Source organism: Paraburkholderia sp. GW821-FHT02A12, from assembly GCF_059422005.1.
Window position 1 is genome coordinate 1,631,233 of sequence record NZ_JBWKWA010000002.1, and the last position, 18,106, is coordinate 1,649,338.

An 18,106-nucleotide genomic window follows, 5' to 3' on the forward strand; every position below is an offset into this window, starting at 1 on the left:
CGCATGCGGGTTATCGTCCATGATTTTTACGTGGGTGGGCGTCTGCGGAGGTATGAGGAAAGCTCGGTTCTGGTGCGGCAGGCGGGGACCTTTGCCCAGCGTCGGTGCAGGACGCCGCGCCGGACCTCGAACCGGGGTTGTGACATGAGCAGAGTGCATGGCCGCGGACCTGTGCCGGCTCGTGTGGCAATTTCGATTCGCGTATGCTGTGGGCTCAGCGGGCGTGGCGGCATCCAGTGCCATTCGTCCCCGCAATGATTTTTCCTGATCCTGGACTATTTCAATGCGACGTCTTCCGCCGCTCAATGCGCTGCAGATTTTCGAAACCGTTGCGCGGCACCGCAGCTTTACGCGCGCCGCCGATCATCTGTGTCTGACGCAAGGCGCGGTCAGCCGGCAAATCATCGCGCTCGAGGACTACTACAAGTTCCCGCTCTTCAAGCGTCATGCGAAGGGTTTAACGCTCACCGCCGAAGGCGAATTGCTGCTGCCGGCAGTGAAAGAGAGCTTCGCGCGCATCGAGGAGATTTCGCTGCGCCTCACGCGCCAGCGCACCGATCTCGCGCTGAAAGTGCCGACCTGCGTGATGCGCTGGATGCTGCCGAAGATCATGCGCTTCCAGTCCGAGTATCCCGATCTGCATGTGCAGATCACCACCACCTGGCAGCATGACGTCGATTTCCAGCTCGAGCCGTTCGACGCGGCGATCATCTATGGATCGTCGCCGGGCGTGGACGTGCAGACGGTGCCGTTGTTCGAGGAGCGTTTGACGCCGGTGTGCGCGCCCGATCTGCTGAAGGACAAGCCGCTGGCGCAGGTCGCCGATCTGGCGCGCCACACGCTGTTGCATCCCACGCGCGATCATCGCGACTGGAAAATGTGGCTCGCCAAGGTGACCGAACTGGATGCCGCGAACACGCAGGGTATCGACGCCGAACACGGCCCGAGCTTCGATACGCTCGATATGGCGACCAACGCCGCGTTGCAGGGCTTTGGCGTGGCCATCAGCGATCTTGCGCTGATCGACGAGGATGTCGCGGCCAAGCGTTTGGTGCGGCCGTTCGAGACCGTGCTCAAGACCGGGTGGCGCTATTACTTCGTTTATCCCGACTCAGTCGCGCATCAGCAGAAGCTGAATCTGTTTCGCGACTGGATCGCGGCGCATTGGGACGAGTAGGTTTGCTCGCCCGGACCTTCGTTCTGCGACGCCGCGCCGTCAGGGCGCGAACGACATAAACAGATAGGCCGCGAACAGCGACAGATGCACCGCGCCTTGCAGAATCGTGGTGCGGCCGGTGCTGAGCGTGAGCGTGCCGACCAGCAGCGTGAGAACCAGCAGCACGGTTTCCTTGCCGTCGATGCCCAGCACGAGCGGCTGACCGCTCCACAAAAACACCACGGCGACGGTCGGAATGGTCAAGCCGATACTGGCGAGCGCCGATCCGAGCGCGAGATTCAGGCTGTTCTGCAAGCGGTCGGCACGCGCCGCGCGCACCGCAGCGAGACCTTCAGGCAGCAGCACCAGCGCCGCGATCACGATGCCGACCACCGCCGGCGGCGCGCCCGCGTCCTTCACCGCGCTTTCGACCACCGGCGACAACACCTTCGCCAGCAACACGACGGCAACCAGGCACACCATCAGCAAGCCGCCGCTCGCCAGCGCGGCGCCGACGCTCGGCGGCGCCGCGTGGACGTTTTCATCGGGCACGTCGGCGAGAAAATAGTCGCGGTGGCGCACGGTTTGCACGAACACGAACACGCCGTACAGCACCAGTGACGAGATCCCCGCGAACGCCAGTTGCGACGGCGACAGCACCGGACCGACGCTGGTGGTCGTGTAATTGGGCATCACCATGGTCAGCACCGACAACGACGCGAGCACTGCCAGCGCCGCGCTTGCGCCACGAATCTGAAAGTCCTGCTCGCGGTGCCGGATGCCGCCCACCAGCAAACAGATGCCCACGATCCCATTGCAGACGATCATCACCGCCGCGAACACCGTGTCGCGCGCGAGGCCGGCTTTTTCCGGGCCGGCGCTCAGCATCACCGAAACGATCAGTGCGACCTCGATCACGGTGACGGCCACCGCCAGCACCAGCGTGCCGAACGGCTCGCCGACCCGATGCGCGACGACTTCCGCATGATGAACCGCCGTGAAGACCGCGCCGCACAGCGCTGCTCCGACCAGCGCGAGCAGCAGCGCATGGCCCGGCATGGCGTATGCCACGCCCAGCACGATCCACGCGACGAACGGCGCGGCGATGGTCCAGCGGGGCAAAGCGGTCGCGGGCGTGGTCATTCAGGACTTCCTTTCTAATGCTTATATTTAACGGGCGCGGCAGGCGCCAGCGAGCGGCATCTGCCGCTTCAGCGAGCGAAAATGCTAACCTATCGTCTCAACAATGCGATCTAACATATTAAATCATAAAGGATTTTTTCTTGTCGCGTGTTTGCCGGTCCAGGCGATATCTGGCGATGACACAGATTCGTCCGCTTCGTGGCGGCCGGCAATCGTGCTGCATTCATGGATGGGGTCCGCAAAATCGCGCGGAAAATGCCGTGCAGTTTCTCGTGCCGAAACGCTGGCGGCGCTGAACGGCGGGGATGCCTGCGGCTGGGGAAGCAACCGGTTGAATCGAACCGGACGCAACGCTTCACGAGGAAGCTTTGCGCCCGGGTATAGCGCTACGGCAGGCTGACTGGGGTTTACTGGCCGATCGGACGGGTCGTCAGCGCATTCTTCACCGACGTCACGCCGGCTACGCCTTGCGCGGTCTGAGTCGCCAGATCGACTTGCTGCTGCTCGGGCACGGTGCCTTCCAGCGTCACCGCGCCGCCGCGTGCGCGCACCGTGATGTTGGCCACGCTCAGACCCTTTGCCTTCGACAGCGCGCTGCGCACCTTGCGTCCCAGTGCGCGATTGGCCGCCTTGTCGGCCTTGCTCGGCTTGGCGGTTGCCGGTGATGCAGCGGTAGGCGCCGCGGCATCGCTGCTTTGTGCGTACGCATTGAGGGACGCCAGAACGATCAGCGCGCCGCCGATCATCTTGATTGCGGGGAATGCTTTCATTCAACTTTCTCCTTTTGTCATGAATACAACGGCCCCTGGATGGAGCCGGTGTACTGCACCAACGGGTACTTCGGGATCGGAACTGAATGGAACCGTGCTGCGGGTCGTGCGATTTCTTGCAATCTGTCTGCTGATCAGGCGGGCCGAGGCTCACGCGTGCCGGCAAAGGCTGTGCTGCAGGCCGGAAACACACGATACTCCAATTAGTGCCATGGTGATTGCGCCGGTGCGCCGAAGTGAGGCTTTGGTGCAACGAATCGGCCGATGAAAGCAGGCTGATGGCGCTGTATCGCTGGGTGCGCTTCGAACAAGGTCGAACTGAATGCCGAATCAGCCGCTTCCCATCATCCCATTGCTTCGTGACGATTTGCCGCTCGATACGGTCGAACTGGCGCGCTTCATGATCGGCAAATACCTCGTGCACGATCTGCCGGAAGGGCGCATTAGCGGGCGGATTGTCGAGACCGAGGCGTATCCGGTCGGCGATTCGACCAGTCACGCGTTTCCCGGCCGCCGTTCGCATAACGGCTCGATGTTTCGCGCGCGCGGGCACGCCTATGTGCGCCTGACCTATGGACTTTCGTACATGCTCAACATGTCCGCAGAAGCGGAGGAGGTGGGCGCGGGGATTCTGTTTCGCGCGATCGAACCGCTCGAAGGGCTGCCCCTGATGGAGGCGCGGCGGCCCGGCGTGCCGCTGCGCGACCTGGCGCGCGGCCCGGGACGGATGACCACGGCGCTCGGCATCGGCCAGGCATTCGACGGCCGCGATCTTTGCACCGGGCGCGGCCTGTGGATCGGTGTGATCGAAACGGAACAGATGCGGGTTGGGGTGACGACGCGCATCGGCTTGTCACGCGAGATGCATCGGCCATTGCGGTTTTTCGAGCCGGGCAGCGCGTTCGTCAGCGGGCCGAGAAAGCTGTTGATGCCGCGCTCCGCCGATTCGACGGACACGCAAATTTGACCGCGGATGGCCCGCACCGCGGCAAAACATACTCCGTGCGGGCATGTTTTCGAAACGTCAGACGCAAAGGGTTACGATGCCGACAATTATTATGTAACGCTACAGCTCCGGCCGTAGCCAACCGGAAGTTTCTGCGCATTCTTTCGATTCGAACAATTATGTATCTCGAAATTAAGGGTTTTCCCTCGGCGATCTGATGACTAGACTCCAATCACTCGCTTCTCACAGGGCGTGTCAAGTGAAGCAAAAAATCAAGTCTGGAGGTCAATGATCATGAAGTCGCTCATCAAGGCAGTCGCCATTGCAGTCGTTCTTGCAGCACCGGTCGCTTCGTTCGCTCAATCGAGCCAGGAGCCCGCGACCCGCGCGCAAGTGCGCAACGAATTGATCCAGCTGGAACAAGCTGGCTACAACCCCGCCGTCACTAATGACCCGACCTATCCGGCCGATGTCCAGGCCGCTGAGCGTCGTGTCCAGGCACAAAACCCGGCAGTCGCGCAAACTCAGCAACCGGTCGCCGACACCAGCGGTTACGGTGCGCCGATGAGCGGTTCGTCGCAGTCGGGCGCGGTGCTCCGGCCGTCGACTGATCCGAAGTCGGTTTATTTCGGCAACTGATCCGGGTCGCCAAGCCGGCTGGCGAGCCAGCAGCAAACTAATGGCGGGGCGCGTGCGTGGGTCAGCGAGCCGGGCGCGCGCCGCGGCGGCCAACATGCAGTCAGCAGTTTGAAGTGGTGAGAAACATGCGTGCCGCATAGCCGCATAGAGAGCACGCACGACAACACATTGCGGTCCTGACACCAGGCGGCGCGTGCAGCGGCATGTTCCGCTTGCCGGTTCAACCGGCCGCGCCGCGCACGTCGCGGTCCGCCGTTCAAGGAACCTCCGCTGCCGCAAGGTAGCTTCGCCCAACCTTTTTCAAGGATTGGGCTTTTTTTGCGCCTTTCTGTGTGTCGTGTCTTGCGGCGCGCGGGAACGTCAGGGCCGTTCGCCGTGGAGACGTTCGCCGTGGATATAGAACTCGAGCTGCTGAATGGTGAATTGCTGTTCAGCGATGATGTTCTTCACCAGGTCGCCGATCGACACCATACCGACCAGTCTGTCGTTGTCGATCACCGGCAAGTGGCGCATGCGGCGTTCGGTCATCAGCGCCATGCAGTCTTCGGTGGACTGGTCGGGGCGGACGAAGCGCACGGCTTTGCTCATGATGTCGCGCACTGGGGTGTCCTTCGACGACCGGTCCATCAGGACGATTTTGCGCGCATAGTCGCGTTCCGTGACGATGCCGGCGATGCTGTCGCCGTCCGTCACGACCAGCGCGCCGATGCCTTTTTCGGCCATCAGCTTGATCGCCTCGTAGACGGAATCCCCGGCCCCGATCGTATAGACGATGGTGTTGTTCGGTTTCGTTTTAAGAAGTTGTGCAACGCTTGTCATGGAGCGGCTCCGTTTCGCAATGCAGCACGCCGGCGCGGCGCGCTGTCGTGAGGGACAGGCGTTTCCAGTATAGGCTTGACCTGCAATCGGGTACATCGGGAATACCTGTGGCGCGCGGCGCGTCAATCTGAGGTATCCACGCGGCGCGCACCGGTTCCGTGCGCGGTGCATGGACATACAGGTGCAGCGAGCCGATTAGCGGTAAACTCCCAGTCCATACCTTATCCCCGGTTTGATCGGGTTCATGTCAGCACCACTGTCCAACGCCATGCTCACGTCTCACGATCCGTCGCAAGCAACAGACGGCGAAATCAGCGGCGAGTGCGTCGTCCTCGACGCCACCGCCACGCTCCCCACGCGCTACGGCACGTTCACCTCCTACGTGTTTCGCGTGGTCGAAAGCGGCGCCGAACATCTCGCGCTCGTGATGGGCGATGTCGCCAACCAGTCGTCGGTGTTGACGCGCCTGCATTCCGAATGCCTGACGGGCGACGTGCTCGGCTCGTATCGCTGCGACTGCGGCGAACAGCTCGATCTGGCGCTGCGCTATATCGCGGCCGAAGGTTGCGGCGTACTGCTGTATTTGCGCGGCCACGAAGGGCGCGGCATCGGCCTGTCGAACAAGATTCGCGCGTACGCGCTGCAGGAGCAGGGGCGCGATACCGTGGAGGCCAATCTCGATCTCGGCTTGCCCGACGACTCGCGCGAATATGATTCGGCGGCAGGCATTTTGCGCACCTTGAAGGTCACATCAGTGCGCTTGATGAGCAACAATCCGGAGAAATTCGACACGCTGTCGAAGCACGGCATTCCGGTGTGCGAGCGGGTCGCGCTGGCGATCCCGATGCGCGAGGAAAACGAGCGCTATATCCGCACCAAGCAGCTGAAGTTTGGACATTACTTCGACGAAAATGAATAGTGGTATTTCCAGACAGCGCTGGAGTCGTCCGAAGTAGTCCAGTAGTGTCGGTAAGTCACTGAATTTTAAGTAATATTTCACTACGTTGGCGCCTCGTTTTGCCAATCTGCGCTTTTCTACACTTGCCTGAACTTGCTGCCCAGGCGTAGGTTTTTGCGGCGTTGTGCTGAAAACCTACGCCGTGTATTGTTCTCTCGGAAAAACCTACGCCGAGGGAAGAATGCGCTTTAATGCACGTGTCGCCGGTATGCTGCCGAGCGGCGAGCACATGACCTTTGAGGGGTTTCCGGGACTGCGCCTGCAGGCTTCGGTAAGCCGCAAGTCCTGGACATATCGCTACAAGTCGCCCGTCGACGGCCGCATGCGGCAGGTAAAACTCGGGGAGTGGCCGGCGATGGCCTTTCCGGCCGCGATTGCTGCATGGGAAAGGCATCGCGTCTCGCGGGATTCCGGCGCCGAACCCTCCGCACTGCGCCGAAAAAAGGACCAGCCAGCGGCCCGCCCATCACCTTCCGATTACACCGTTAGGCAGCTCTGTCGCGACTACCTCGAGGGTTACGTGGAGGTCAGCCGGAAGACGAAGGGCGCGGTGGAAGTCAGGCGTATATTCAAGGCGATGCTGGAGCCCATTGCCGATGTGCCGGCGGCGACGATCACACGTGCCCAGGCGTTCGACTTCCTCGAATCATATCGGGCGACTCCTATGTTGGCGGCGCGGCTCCGCATGGAGCTCGGTAGTGCATGGCATTACGCGCTTGATGCCGGTCGCCTGCCGGAACAGACTGCCAACTGGTGGAGGGAAGTTCTGCGGGGACGCCTGAAAAGCAAAGGGCGCAAGGTGGAGGGGAAATATACCGGGACACAGAAGCGCGTCCTCTCGGTAGAGGAACTCGGCACATTGATCCGATGGTCGCCGAACTTCAGCTTGACTGTTGCTGATGCATTGACACTCTACCTCTGGACCGGCACGAGGGGTGGCGAGATCGTCGCAATGGAGAACACCGAGATTGCGGAGGAAGCCGATGGCCTCTGGTGGACGATTCCAAAACAAAAGACCAAGGGGCTTCATAACGAGAGGGCGACAGATCTGCGCGTGCCACTCATAGGCCGAGCCGAGGTCGTTGTTCGACGACGCCTCGATCAGGCAAAGGGAACATTCCTGTTTCCGTCGTCGCGCGGAATGGCGATGGACCAGACCGTGATACAGCATGGTGTCTACTATCATCAGCCGTACTGCAAGATCGCGCCGAAGCATGAGCGCCCGCGATTGCCGGTCACACACTGGTCGGCGCACGATCTTAGGCGCACGACCCGGACGCTGCTGGCAACGCTGGGATGTCCCAATGAAATTGCCGAGGCAGTCCTCGGCCATGTACAACCTGGGATTGTCGGCATCTATAACCGTCACACGTACGACAGGGAACGGCGCGAGTGGCTCACGAAGCTGTCACATCGCCTTGAGGAGATTGCTGCGACGTATCCTGCGAAGAAGTAGGCCGGCGACGCCGATTGTTGTGCCCTGTGTTCGGCGGTGGGAGGAGATGGGATATGGGGCGCTTCTCAGCCCAGTCCTCGACCTCGCGCGTGAGCCATGCGACGCGGCGGCCGGACAGCATCCGTGGCTTAGGAAACTGATGCTCGCGAACGAGCTTCTGGACGCTCGCCTCGGAGAGGGAGACGGTTACCGCGACGGTCGCAAGATCAAGGTAGAGCGGTTTCATACTCGTCGGTGCGGGCATGCTGCGATCCTCTGGTTTGAAGGTAGCGCTGACGGACGTTCCAAGGGGCGGCAGCCAACGTAAGTCTCAAATTAGCCGTCGAATTGCGCTTTGGCGGCAAATTTGCAATCGCGCCTCGTCTCTTTGTCTGAATTACGCGAGTCTTTGCGATGCAAGCTGGGTGCCCGAGCGACTGCGCTTTCATATCATAGTAGTTGACCCGAAAAGGCAAAGTAAAGGCCTCGTATATCAGTTTGGATAACTAATGATATTCGAGGGGGTGGCGGGACTTCGCGGGATGTCACGATACTTTACGAACGAACAGTGAGATGTTTGGAGTCGGTTGATCAACGAGGATGCTGGCGTATATTTGATAAATGATGCAATGCGCGTTTCTCTAACATCTAACAGGCCGCTCCTGATAGCGGCTTTTGCGACGGTATCCAGGTTTCAAGTCCAACCCTCGCAAGATCTGCATTATTGAGTGGGAGTAATTCAGAATGCTCTGCAGCAGTCTGCAGACATCTAAGTTCCCGGTCTTTTCCCTATCGAATCAAGGGTTTATTGCCTAATTTGATCCAGCGGGGTCTGACTACAGCTGAGCGGTAGCGACGGCATAGCTGACGGTATAGCATCTTGCTCTGCGGACGATCCAACGCGGTACCGTCACGACGCGTGACGGTATCAGACGACGGTATCAGTTCACGGAGTATTGCATGCTCACCGATCTGGAATTGCGGGCGCTCAAGCCAGCCGGCAGGATCTACAAGGTGGCCGACCAGCGCGGCCTGTATGTCGCGGTAACGCTGTCGGGCGTGGTCAGTTTTCGCTTCGACTATCGCCTGAACGGCCGGCGCGAGACGCCGGTCATTGGTCGCTACGATCCCCGGCTTCCTGCCCGGGGTGCGCGCGAGGCGCACGAGTTGAACTTCGGTATGGTAGTCAGCCTCGCGGAAGCGAGGCTCCTTCTCGAACGGGCCCGCCGCGAGGTCGAGCAGGGCATCAGCCCGTCGCGGGCCAAGGTCGAAAAGCGCGTGGAAGCGGCAGAGGCGCTAACGTTCGGCAAATGGGCCGAAAAGTACTTTGCCGAAGCGAGCCTCGCGGAGTCGACCCGCGCAATGCGGCGGTCCGTCTACGACCGGGAACCTCGCGGCGGAATTCGGGAGGCTGAAGCTCGAGGAGATTACTCCGGTACGCCTCATGGCCAGGTGCGAAAAGATCAAGGAACGGGGAGCCGCCGCTCCCGCTGTTCAGGCGCGCGAGATCGTGCTGCAGGTCTACCGTTTCGTGCAGGCGAGGGGGGTGAAAGTCGCCAATCCGGCAGAAGACATCCGGCCTTCCGCTATCGCCACCTTCAAACCGCGCGACCGGGCACTGACGCCTGCGGAAATCCACGTGTTTTTCAAGGCCCTGGAGCGCACGCCCACGCTGCCGACGCTGCGTCTGGCCGTCAGGTTCATGCTGCTGACAATGGTGCGCAAGTCGGAATTCATCCTGGCCACGTGGGATGAGGTGGACTTCAATGAGGCGGTCTGGACGGTTCCGAAAGACCGGATGAAGGCGGGGCGCGCGCACAATGTCTATTTGAGCCAGCAAGCCCTCGATATCCTGGTCACCTTCAAAACTTGCTTCGGCGCGAGCTCGTACCTCCACCCTGGCCGTTACGAGACGGAATTGCCGATAAGTGCTGCTACCCTGAACCGCGTGATCGACAGCGCCGTCAAGCTCGTTCGCGAGAACGGAAGGGAGGACTTCGAATCTTTCTCGGTGCATGACCTCCGAAGAACGGCGAGCACGCAGTTGCACGAGGCCGGGTTCAACAGCGACTGGATAGAAAAATGTCTGGCCCGCGAGCAGCGTGGGGTGAGAGCGGTGTACAACAAAGCAGAATATGCCGAGCAGCGGAGAACAATGCTGCAGGCGTGGGCGGATATGCTTGACGGCTGGATTGCAAAAGACCCTGCGGTGCATGGCGCTGGTCAGGTTCAGCCGGCGGAGAGCGGCATGATTCTGACCGCGTAAGCAATCGAGTGTTCAGGCTGGGGACGGCGTATCCGTCAGAACCGAGCGGAGACAGATTGTGGGTCGGCGAAGCACAGGCAAGAGTGCAGGCGAGTACATTTCTCGAACTCGAACTTCCGATGTACTCGAAAACGTACTCGTCTGCACATGGATTGCTTCGTTACAGGGTGGACCATACCGGACTAAAAGCCACTGCACATTGAGCTCCTCGGTCAATCAATCGGAGTCCTATATACATCCATGGACAACAGTTCGATGCCCAGGAGAGGACTATTATTTATACTCTAAGTAACTGACTCAAATAGGTATTTGACTGTGTCTGGCGGTTCAGTGTACTCGCCAGTGTACTCATTGGCTGCTCGCTCAAACGAACTTGCGACTTGTTGTGCCAATGCGACAGCGGATCAGTCGTTTCAGGTCCGCATGCGAGAAGTGGCTGCCCTGTATGCTGCTCATCAGGATGCACCTCGTGTCGGAAGTATTAAACCGGGAGACGCCCTCTGGCGTAATGTAGGAAACTGGTGCGGCAGCGAGGCAACAGGGGCGCTGGACGATATCCTATCCAACAGTCCGCGGCGCCATCCTGTTTTCGGCAAGGGATGTGCCGTTGCCTGTCGTGCTCGTTGAGAACCTGCGTAAGAAGTGCGATGATTTCCCGCGGATAGTTCCAGTCGCCGGTTTCATTAACACGTTCAAAAATGCTCGTGAGCTGCCTGTCCGCCTGTTCGAGCGTGCGCAGATCCAATAGCCCATGCCCGGCATCTGTGAGGAAACGCGTGAGTAGCATGGCCGTGTATAGTCGCCGTATTAGCGGTGCGTCCGTATATCCCAGCTTTGCTGCCTCAAGTGCCGCATGGTACATCGGCACTAGCTCATCAACTTCCGAGCGGGGCATCGCAAAAAACAGCGCGTTTTTGCGTCGTGCGGATTGCCTTGTTTTCGAAACTTGGTTCTTTCTTGACATCGGTCAGGTTTCCATGTCTGCGATTCCGCGCACGTCACCCTCGCGCTCAACCAGACGCAGCCATCTGTTAGGGTTATCGCTGCTGCCGTCGAGCAGCCGATCAACCACGAAGGGTCGTTGGCCTTGGTCAGCATGTTGTGCAGCCCCAGATGCGTAACAGGGAGGTAGTACCTTCCGTACGAGCCATTTTTGCGCACGATGATCCGAATACCTCCGAAATTGCAGCTCGCGCTTCATCGCTTGCGGTTCGCGGAGAACCATATCTCCTTGGCCGACAGTTTGGGACGACCAAGTGTTTGCGAGGTACAGAGCGAGGGCTACAATCACAAACGGCGCGAGGTCTTTGAATTCCCAACTCATCCCGCCGCACCGATGCCGAATGCGTCGTCATTCTCGTCATCTTTGAATTCGTGAAGTCCGAAGCTTCCCGGCTTGCTCTGAGCGCCGTCTATGTATGCAAGCACATCGACGGCGAATTCTTCGGCCGCTGCGCACCACTTAGGCGTATCAACAACGAAATCTGAAGGTACGCCTTTGCGCCGTGCTTTGCGAATTGCTGAGACTGTGACGGCAATCGATTGAGCTTCCGCTTGGAATGCCGTGTGCAGAAATGCGGTTTTGGTTCATATTATGGTTTACGACCGCTGTGTCGGTTATTTCAGCATCTTCTGCCAACGCAATGAATGCCGCTTGCACTTGCAAATTGAATCGGCCGGCTAGCTAATAGCATTGAAAATGCGGACGGTCGCGACAACGCGATCGCTTGTTCCTAGAGAGTCTCCAGCGGAAAAGTCTCGACGCACTATTCCGCGCTTTTTGTTATTGGCCGATGTGGGCGAGGGCTTTTCTGCACAAGCCGGCCTCGGTGCTCATAGGCGGTGTAGCGCTTGAAATCTTGTCATGCTGCCTCAACGGTGTCTTGGCTGGCAGCATTCTAAAGTCGTGTTCCAAATGCAACGCGGCAAAGAAGGAGGGCCCGCCGATAGAAACCTGCAAAAAAGAGAGGCAGTACGCAGGTTTCGGGCAATGCTCTGTGCGACAAACCGTCCGCGCACCCGTGCAATTTCAATCAGAGGCCTTCTCGCCTGTCTGTCTTGGTCTTCCCGTCGGACACACGCATAGACGACCCCGTCACCAAGTCCGCGGGCGGGGTGAAAACCGCCGACTGCTCCGTCGCAAGCGTCGCGCTCGTCGGCTGCTCGATCGAGAATCTCATCTCAAGGGCATGCTCGCCCCTATGTAACTTCTGCAAGCGCTCGTCAAGTTCCTTGTCTTCACGAGGACGATGGTGCAGGCGGAGGTAGCCCGCCCAAGTTGGTGTGCGGAAGGATTCCGTCCATCGTGCAGGCTGATGAAGATCGCGCGTAAGAGTCCAGTACCGGGCACCGACGCGGCTCCGCATCTGTCGTCGTTCATGCAAAAGAGCGAGGAAAGCGTTGACATTTTCCTCCGGTACTAGATATTCCGTCTTGACAACTATGGGACCGCTGTGTGATTTCAAATTCACATTGATAGCCGGGGCGTTGAGTTCTTCGTGCTCTTCATGGTCTGACTCCCGATGTTCGCGGATAGGGAACACGACCCCGGTAAATGCAACGAGCAAGAGTGCAACAGCAGAGCCTACAAGCGACGCCGTTAGCGAATGGCTTTCCGCCGCCGCGCCCCAGACCCAACTTCCCGCCGCAATGCCGCCATAAGTGAGGGCGTAATAAATCGACAGCGTGCGACCAACAATCCAGCGCGGGCTTGCTAGCTGCACGATCACCCCAAACCCTGACCAGGCGATGACCCAACCGGCCCCGCCTAGGGCGAGGCCGACGGCCGCGACTCGTAGGACAGGACCGACAGCAAGTAAAATGCAGCAGGCGGCGCATGCCAGGCATGCCAGTGTGACAAGGCGCTCCTGAGACAGTAGGCGCCGCAAGACACCGCTGGAGACTTCACCCAGAAATGCACCTGTACCGAAGCCGCCCATGAGGACGCCATAAGTCTGGCTTCTCGACGATATCTCCGACCGAGGCCTGCCATGCCGGATTGTAGAGAGCGGGGCCGCACCCGACCACAAACCATTTGCATCCGCGATAATTTTGGACAACCAGAGCGATGCCAGAAGGACCCTCCGCACCAAGCGTGCTGACGTCCTTGTCTGCCCTCAGGTCTTCGTTGCTATTTACGCGCGACCGGTCTACTCGCTCGTCGCAACATGCTACGCGGTTCGTAACGAAGCTGCGCTCGTAACGCCATAATTTGTCGCGCGTGCAAGGAAGTTCCGCATATACCTGCGGAATCTCGCATTGTTTCGTAGGCTCCATTTCTTAGATCTCGTCCCCCCGTTCACTGAGGATAACCGGAAGACTCAAGCCCGGTTCGCGTGTGTGTCGTGTGGATATGAGAATCACGCCGACGTCGTCGGTGCAATCAATATTTGCAATCAATATTGCAGAGCTCGGACAGCGCTTGTTAGCCTGTGCAAATTCTTCGCCTGAGGTAAGGGCGTCGTGGCAGGAACCCGCCGAAGCGACTACGTTGAGCATCACGTAGCGCAGCAGGAATTCTCCCCCTTCCCGGCCTTCGGCCGGCGAGCGTCAGCGAGAGGGGGAGGTGGATGTCAAGCTGATTGTCGATGCGTTGAGCTGTTCCTGCTCTTCACTGCCGGTCCCCGAAAGTTCCCGAATAGAGAGGACGATTCCCACAAACGCGACGAGCACGAGAAGCGACAGTCACCGGCGTGCTTCGGTTGCGCGCCGCCCCATCAGCTCCGACGGCAGTTCGCCGCGGGCCGCCGTCGGATCCATCCCCTTCCGGCGTGGGTTGTGCCTCATGCTTGAGCAGCGCGTTAGAGGCAGCCGAGGTTCCCAGATGGCGGCGATCGGGCGGTACTGAAACGTTGAGGCACTGATTTCTCGTCAATGTTCACTGCATTTTGGTCAATTTGAGGGACGCGGAACATGTCACGCGCGAACAAGGAGGATGATTCCGACGAGTAACATACTTAGCGAGAAAAGATGAAATCGAAAGCGGCAATCGCATGGAAGGCTGGCGCACCGTTGACTATCGAAGAGGTCGACCTTGAAGGCCCACGCGCCGGTGAGGTCCTGATCGAAGTGAAAGCGACGGGCATCTGCCACACCGATTACTACACGCTTTCGGGCGCGGATCCCGAAGGCATTTTTCCGGCGATTCTCGGGCATGAAGGCGCGGGCGTCGTCGTGGATGTCGGGCCGGGCGTCGGCACGTTGAGGAAGGGCGATCACGTCATTCCGCTCTACACGCCGGAATGTCGCCAGTGCAAGTTCTGTCTGTCGCGCAAGACCAATCTCTGTCAGGCGATTCGCTCGACGCAAGGCAAAGGCCTCATGCCGGATGCGACTTCGCGTTTTTCGCTCGACGGCAAGCCTTTGTTCCATTACATGGGGACGTCGACGTTTTCGAACTACATCGTCGTGCCGGAAATCGCGATCGCGAAAGTGCGTGAAGACGCGCCGTTCGACAAGATCTGCTACATCGGCTGCGGCGTAACGACGGGCGTCGGCGCGGTCGTGTATTCGGCGAAAGTGGAAGCGGGCGCGAATGTTGTCGTGTTCGGTCTCGGCGGTATCGGCCTGAACGTGATTCAAGGCGCGAAGATGGTCGGCGCGGACAAGATCATCGGCGTCGATATCAATCCGGGGCGCATTGAACTTGCGAAGAAGTTCGGCATGACGCACTTCATCAACCCGAAGGAAGTGGAGAACGTCGTCGATCACATCGTGCAGTTGACCGATGGCGGCGCGGACTATTCGTTCGAATGCGTCGGCAATGTGAAGCTGATGCGTGAGGCGCTCGAATGCACGCACAAGGGCTGGGGCCAGTCGTTCATCATCGGCGTGGCGGCGGCGGGCGAGCAGATCAGCTCGCGACCGTTTCAGCTCGTCACCGGCCGCGAGTGGAAGGGCTCGGCGTTCGGCGGCGCGCGCGGTCGCACCGACGTGCCGAAGATCGTCGACTGGTACATGGAAGGGAAGATCAATATCGACGATCTGATTACGCATCATCTCAAGCTGGAGCAGATCAACGACGGTTTTGACCTGATGAAGAAGGGCGAGTCGATCCGCTCGGTTGTCATCTACTAGGGGCGTACGATGCTCGACCTGATCGAATCGCACGCCTCGTTCGGCGGCACGCAGCGTATGTATAAGCATGAGTCGAAGGCTGTTGGCCTGCCGATGCGCTTTTCTGTCTTCATGCCAAAAGAGGCGTCGCATAGGAAAGTGCCGGCGCTCTTCTATCTCGCCGGGTTGACCTGCACCGAGGAGACGTTCCCGATCAAGGCAGGCGCGCAGCGCTTCGCTGCACAGCACGGCATCGCGCTGATCTCGCCGGATACAAGTCCGCGCGGCGCTGAGATTCCTGGGGAGGCCGATGCGTGGGACTTCGGCGTCGGCGCTGGGTTCTATGTCGACGCCACACAGGCTCCATGGTCGAACCACTACCGGATGTATTCGTACGTTCGGGATGAATTGCGCGAGTTGGTGATCAACGCCTTGCCGGTCGAAGGCGAGAGGCTCGGCATCTTCGGTCACTCGATGGGCGGCCACGGCGCGTTGATGCTCGCATTACGCAATCCGGACATCTATCGGTCGGTGTCCGCGTTCGCTCCGATTGCCGCGCCGGCGCGCTGCCCATGGGGCGAGAAGGCCTTCAGCATTTACCTCGACGATGATCGTGAAGCGTGGAAGGAGTACGACGCGAGCGAGCTCGTCGGCAAGGCGGCGCACAAGTTCACGGAAGGAATCTTGGTTGACCAGGGGATGGCTGATCAGTTTCTAACAGACCAGCTGAACCCGGATCTCTTCGAAGCGGCGTGCGAGGTTGCCGGTCAGCCGCTCACTCTGCGCCGGCACGAAGGTTATGACCACGGCTATTTCTTCGTATCGACCTTCATCGAAGACCATATTCGGCATCATGCACAAATTCTTAACTTCGCTGGTTGACGCCGCAGGGCACGAATTGGCAGCACCTGGCAACCGCATGGACGTGCGGAATGGCAGCCGCCATCCACGCGGGACCTGAAACCTTTTTTAAAGGAGGCAACATGACAGCTTTCACTCACGTCACCGTAGGCACCAATGATCTCGCCAAGGCCCGTGCGTTTTATGACAACATTCTGGGCAAGATTGGCCTGAAACGGCTTGCGGATCTTGGAGACAACGGGTCAATCTGGGGAAAGGACTCGCCGTCGTTCTTCGTGCTGAAGCCCGCAAATGGCCAGCCCGCAACGGTAGGTAATGGCGTCACTGTGTCGTTCGAAGCCCCGGACCGCACTTCGATCCACGCCTTTCACGACTCGGCACTCGCTGAGGGCGCAAAGGATGAGGGAGCGGCAGGTCCGCGCGGCTGGGCACCGAATGCTTACGCGGCCTATGTCCGGGACTTGGATGGCAACAAGTTGGCCGTCTACTGCTTTAAACCAGAATGACGTGCTGAGCCGCAAGAAGACACGCCTCATTCATCGCACTGCGGATGACGGGGTGTCTGTCTTCGTCCGCTTTGCGTAGGGCGGAGCTTGCAATGAGCCGCCCTCGATAAAACGTATTTCAGGTATTTCCTGCCAGGTCGCGGCCAGGAGCGACACCGAAGCGGTCACGGTAGGCGAGTGGAGTGATGCCTAGCGCTTGCTGGAATGCCTTTCTCATTGCTTCATATGTCTTAAAGCCGCTTTGTGCGGCGATAGCCTTCGCAGACGCACTACCTTCTTCCAGCATCCGTCGAGCGGTTTCAACACGAGCGCGCGTCAGGAAAGTCGACGGCGTCATGCCCGTCTCGCGTTTGAAACAGCGATTGAAGCTGCGCACACTCATTGACAGGCGTTCCGCCATCTTGGAAGGCGAAAGCTCCTTTTTGCTGTTGGCGAGGATCCAGGCCTGGACGTCCCTTATACCCGGGTGGTGTGTTGCTTGGCTGACAAGATGCGCGCTGAACTGTGATTGACCGCCAGGCCGCTTGAGGTAGACGACTAGGTCTCGGGCAACGTCGAGTGCAACATCCAGACCAAAATCTTCCTCAACGAGCGCAAGCGCGAGGTCGATACCGGCTGTCACGCCCGCGGAAGTCCATACGTGGCCTTCACGAATGAAGATACAGTCAGAATCGACCCGCACTTCGGGGTATTTCTCTCGCAGTGCATCCGCTACGGCCCAATGCGTCGTTGCGCGGTTGCCGTTTAGGAGTCCCGCGGCGGCCAGAAAGAATGCTCCCGAACACAGCGCGGCTGTCCGCACCATCCGGTCCGCTGCGGCTTCGATCCAGTGCACGATTTCAGGCGCGTTTCCGACCGCCTCGTCGATTTTCCAAGCGCCGACGATGATCGCGGTGTGAGGCAATGACAATATGTTGAGGCTCTTCGCGGACGCAAGCGAAACACCGGTGTCCGACCGAACGTCACCGCGACGTACCGAAGCGAGCTTGACGTCATAGCGCCCTGACAAGCCGCGACGCTCCAGATGGATATTCGCATAGGTAAAAACGCTCAGGGAGCCAATTGCCTCGATTGCTTTAAAATCGTCGTAAATGACGATATCGACCGTCACAACCATTCCTACATCCTTCATGTTCTCTGTTACGCCATAAGACTCGCGCCTTTACGACGCAGGCGGATCAGCCAGATCTTCTGCGCGCTTCCGGATGTCACATGCTCTAGGATTCGTCTCAGGTCGGCGGATGCGCGGCTGAATAATCCGGATGGCCTGATCGTATCGCCATCTGGTAGCGGTCGGCATGTCGATTTGTCGATTTCACGCGCAGAGCGACTCATGTGCGATGTTTCCGAGCGGTGGACGTTTTGATTGAGTGCATCCGACATTCTAGGCAGAGTGCCTCTGTGCCGGGTTCGGTGGGTACGTCTCAATCTCTCGGCATCTGCTGAAAAATCCGGATCACTACGGGCCTGAGCTAATCCCCGCATAGCCACGTGCCTTCGATTCTCTTTCGACGAAGGTGGCGAGCATAGCTGACGCAGGGACTTCGCTGGT

At 59.4% G+C, this 18,106-nt stretch carries 15 protein-coding genes and 2 pseudogenes; 10 read left to right on the forward strand and 7 right to left on the reverse strand.

From position 1 onward, the window contains the following. The first annotated feature begins 283 nt into the window (after nt 1-283). Nucleotides 284-1,177, forward strand: a complete 894-nt coding sequence (locus AC07WT_RS28740; protein ID WP_494949553.1) for a LysR substrate-binding domain-containing protein — start codon at nt 284-286, stop codon at nt 1,175-1,177. Between the two features lie 39 nt (nt 1,178-1,216). On the opposite strand, the gene AC07WT_RS28745 is transcribed toward AC07WT_RS28740, so the two are convergent. Next, complete coding sequence (locus AC07WT_RS28745) at nt 1,217-2,299, reverse strand: calcium:cation antiporter (RefSeq protein ID WP_494949554.1); 1,083 nt, start codon at nt 2,297-2,299, stop codon at nt 1,217-1,219. Nucleotides 2,300-2,706: 407 nt separating this feature from the next. Then, complete coding sequence (locus tag AC07WT_RS28750; RefSeq protein ID WP_494949555.1) at nt 2,707-3,069, reverse strand: BON domain-containing protein; 363 nt, start codon at nt 3,067-3,069, stop codon at nt 2,707-2,709. Between the two features lie 322 nt (nt 3,070-3,391). Here AC07WT_RS28750 and AC07WT_RS28755 point away from each other — a divergent pair, with 322 nt between their 5' ends. Further along, nucleotides 3,392-4,036 carry a DNA-3-methyladenine glycosylase gene (locus AC07WT_RS28755; protein ID WP_494949556.1) on the forward strand — a complete coding sequence of 215 codons (645 nt, stop codon included), beginning with the start codon at nt 3,392-3,394 and terminating at the stop codon, nt 4,034-4,036. 273 nt (nt 4,037-4,309) lie between these two features. Then, complete coding sequence (locus AC07WT_RS28760; protein WP_494949557.1) at nt 4,310-4,654, forward strand: DUF4148 domain-containing protein; 345 nt, start codon at nt 4,310-4,312, stop codon at nt 4,652-4,654. A 360-nt stretch (nt 4,655-5,014) separates the two neighbouring features. Here the strand turns inward: AC07WT_RS28760 and AC07WT_RS28765 are convergent, their stop codons facing one another. Next, nucleotides 5,015-5,473, reverse strand: a complete 459-nt coding sequence (locus AC07WT_RS28765; RefSeq protein WP_494951064.1) for a CBS domain-containing protein — start codon at nt 5,471-5,473, stop codon at nt 5,015-5,017. Between the two features lie 268 nt (nt 5,474-5,741). On the opposite strand from AC07WT_RS28765, the gene ribA reads away from it, so the two are divergent. Together ribA and AC07WT_RS28775 are read left to right on the forward strand one after the other, a co-directional pair. Continuing rightward, nucleotides 5,742-6,392: a GTP cyclohydrolase II gene (ribA, locus tag AC07WT_RS28770; protein WP_492594350.1), complete on the forward strand. Its 651-nt coding sequence runs from the start codon at nt 5,742-5,744 to the stop codon at nt 6,390-6,392. A 220-nt stretch (nt 6,393-6,612) separates the two neighbouring features. After that, nucleotides 6,613-7,887, forward strand: coding sequence for a tyrosine-type recombinase/integrase (locus AC07WT_RS28775; RefSeq protein WP_494949558.1), 1,275 nt, complete (start codon nt 6,613-6,615; stop codon nt 7,885-7,887). Here AC07WT_RS28775 and AC07WT_RS28780 read toward each other — a convergent pair. Further along, the gene (locus AC07WT_RS28780) at nt 7,829-8,131 is read right to left on the reverse strand and encodes a helix-turn-helix transcriptional regulator (RefSeq protein ID WP_494949559.1); all 303 of its coding nucleotides are present in this window, start codon (nt 8,129-8,131) and stop codon (nt 7,829-7,831) included. The two genes, AC07WT_RS28775 and AC07WT_RS28780, sit on opposite strands and share 59 nt — an antisense overlap. Before the next feature lie 695 nt (nt 8,132-8,826). Between AC07WT_RS28780 and AC07WT_RS28785 the strand changes: the two are divergent. Further along, nucleotides 8,827-10,132: pseudogene (locus AC07WT_RS28785) on the forward strand (tyrosine-type recombinase/integrase). Between the two features lie 481 nt (nt 10,133-10,613). Here the strand turns inward: AC07WT_RS28785 and AC07WT_RS28790 are convergent. Beyond that, the gene (locus AC07WT_RS28790) at nt 10,614-11,096 is read right to left on the reverse strand and encodes a hypothetical protein (protein ID WP_494949560.1); all 483 of its coding nucleotides are present in this window, start codon (nt 11,094-11,096) and stop codon (nt 10,614-10,616) included. Nucleotides 11,097-12,165: 1,069 nt separating this feature from the next. After that, a complete protein-coding gene (locus AC07WT_RS28795) occupies nt 12,166-13,221 on the reverse strand; it encodes an MFS transporter (RefSeq protein ID WP_494951065.1) in 1,056 nt (351 codons plus the stop codon). 217 nt (nt 13,222-13,438) lie between these two features. On the opposite strand from AC07WT_RS28795, the pseudogene AC07WT_RS28800 reads away from it, so the two are divergent. The 4 genes and pseudogenes from AC07WT_RS28800 to AC07WT_RS28815 all read left to right on the forward strand — a co-directional run. After that, a pseudogene (locus tag AC07WT_RS28800) lies at nt 13,439-13,637 on the forward strand (zinc ribbon domain-containing protein); the annotation flags it as partial. Between the two features lie 464 nt (nt 13,638-14,101). Beyond that, nucleotides 14,102-15,208: an S-(hydroxymethyl)glutathione dehydrogenase/class III alcohol dehydrogenase gene (locus AC07WT_RS28805; protein WP_494949561.1), complete on the forward strand. Its 1,107-nt coding sequence runs from the start codon at nt 14,102-14,104 to the stop codon at nt 15,206-15,208. A gap of 9 nt (nt 15,209-15,217) precedes the next feature. Continuing rightward, a complete protein-coding gene (gene fghA / locus AC07WT_RS28810) occupies nt 15,218-16,069 on the forward strand; it encodes an S-formylglutathione hydrolase (protein WP_494949562.1) in 852 nt (283 codons plus the stop codon). Nucleotides 16,070-16,119: 50 nt separating this feature from the next. Next, complete coding sequence (locus AC07WT_RS28815; protein WP_494949563.1) at nt 16,120-16,554, forward strand: VOC family protein; 435 nt, start codon at nt 16,120-16,122, stop codon at nt 16,552-16,554. A gap of 118 nt (nt 16,555-16,672) precedes the next feature. Here the strand turns inward: AC07WT_RS28815 and AC07WT_RS28820 are convergent, their stop codons facing one another. Beyond that, a complete protein-coding gene (locus AC07WT_RS28820; RefSeq protein WP_494949564.1) occupies nt 16,673-17,671 on the reverse strand; it encodes a GlxA family transcriptional regulator in 999 nt (332 codons plus the stop codon). Nucleotides 17,672-18,106: the final 435 nt, after the last annotated feature.

What these genes read in the sequence shown, in the direction of transcription:
- AC07WT_RS28740 (WP_494949553.1), top strand. Translation starts at nt 284, where the DNA reads ATGCGACGTCTTCCGCCGCTCAATGCGCTGCAGATTTTCGAAACCGTT.
- AC07WT_RS28745 (WP_494949554.1), bottom strand. Translation starts at nt 2,299, where the DNA reads ATGACCACGCCCGCGACCGCTTTGCCCCGCTGGACCATCGCCGCGCCG.
- AC07WT_RS28750 (WP_494949555.1), bottom strand. Translation starts at nt 3,069, where the DNA reads ATGAAAGCATTCCCCGCAATCAAGATGATCGGCGGCGCGCTGATCGTT.
- AC07WT_RS28755 (WP_494949556.1), top strand. Translation starts at nt 3,392, where the DNA reads ATGCCGAATCAGCCGCTTCCCATCATCCCATTGCTTCGTGACGATTTG.
- AC07WT_RS28760 (WP_494949557.1), top strand. Translation starts at nt 4,310, where the DNA reads ATGAAGTCGCTCATCAAGGCAGTCGCCATTGCAGTCGTTCTTGCAGCA.
- AC07WT_RS28765 (WP_494951064.1), bottom strand. Translation starts at nt 5,473, where the DNA reads ATGACAAGCGTTGCACAACTTCTTAAAACGAAACCGAACAACACCATC.
- ribA (WP_492594350.1), top strand. Translation starts at nt 5,742, where the DNA reads ATGCTCACGTCTCACGATCCGTCGCAAGCAACAGACGGCGAAATCAGC.
- AC07WT_RS28775 (WP_494949558.1), top strand. Translation starts at nt 6,613, where the DNA reads ATGCGCTTTAATGCACGTGTCGCCGGTATGCTGCCGAGCGGCGAGCAC.
- AC07WT_RS28780 (WP_494949559.1), bottom strand. Translation starts at nt 8,131, where the DNA reads ATGCCCGCACCGACGAGTATGAAACCGCTCTACCTTGATCTTGCGACC.
- AC07WT_RS28790 (WP_494949560.1), bottom strand. Translation starts at nt 11,096, where the DNA reads ATGTCAAGAAAGAACCAAGTTTCGAAAACAAGGCAATCCGCACGACGC.
- AC07WT_RS28805 (WP_494949561.1), top strand. Translation starts at nt 14,102, where the DNA reads ATGAAATCGAAAGCGGCAATCGCATGGAAGGCTGGCGCACCGTTGACT.
- fghA (WP_494949562.1), top strand. Translation starts at nt 15,218, where the DNA reads ATGCTCGACCTGATCGAATCGCACGCCTCGTTCGGCGGCACGCAGCGT.
- AC07WT_RS28815 (WP_494949563.1), top strand. Translation starts at nt 16,120, where the DNA reads ATGGCAGCCGCCATCCACGCGGGACCTGAAACCTTTTTTAAAGGAGGC.
- AC07WT_RS28820 (WP_494949564.1), bottom strand. Translation starts at nt 17,671, where the DNA reads ATGGTTGTGACGGTCGATATCGTCATTTACGACGATTTTAAAGCAATC.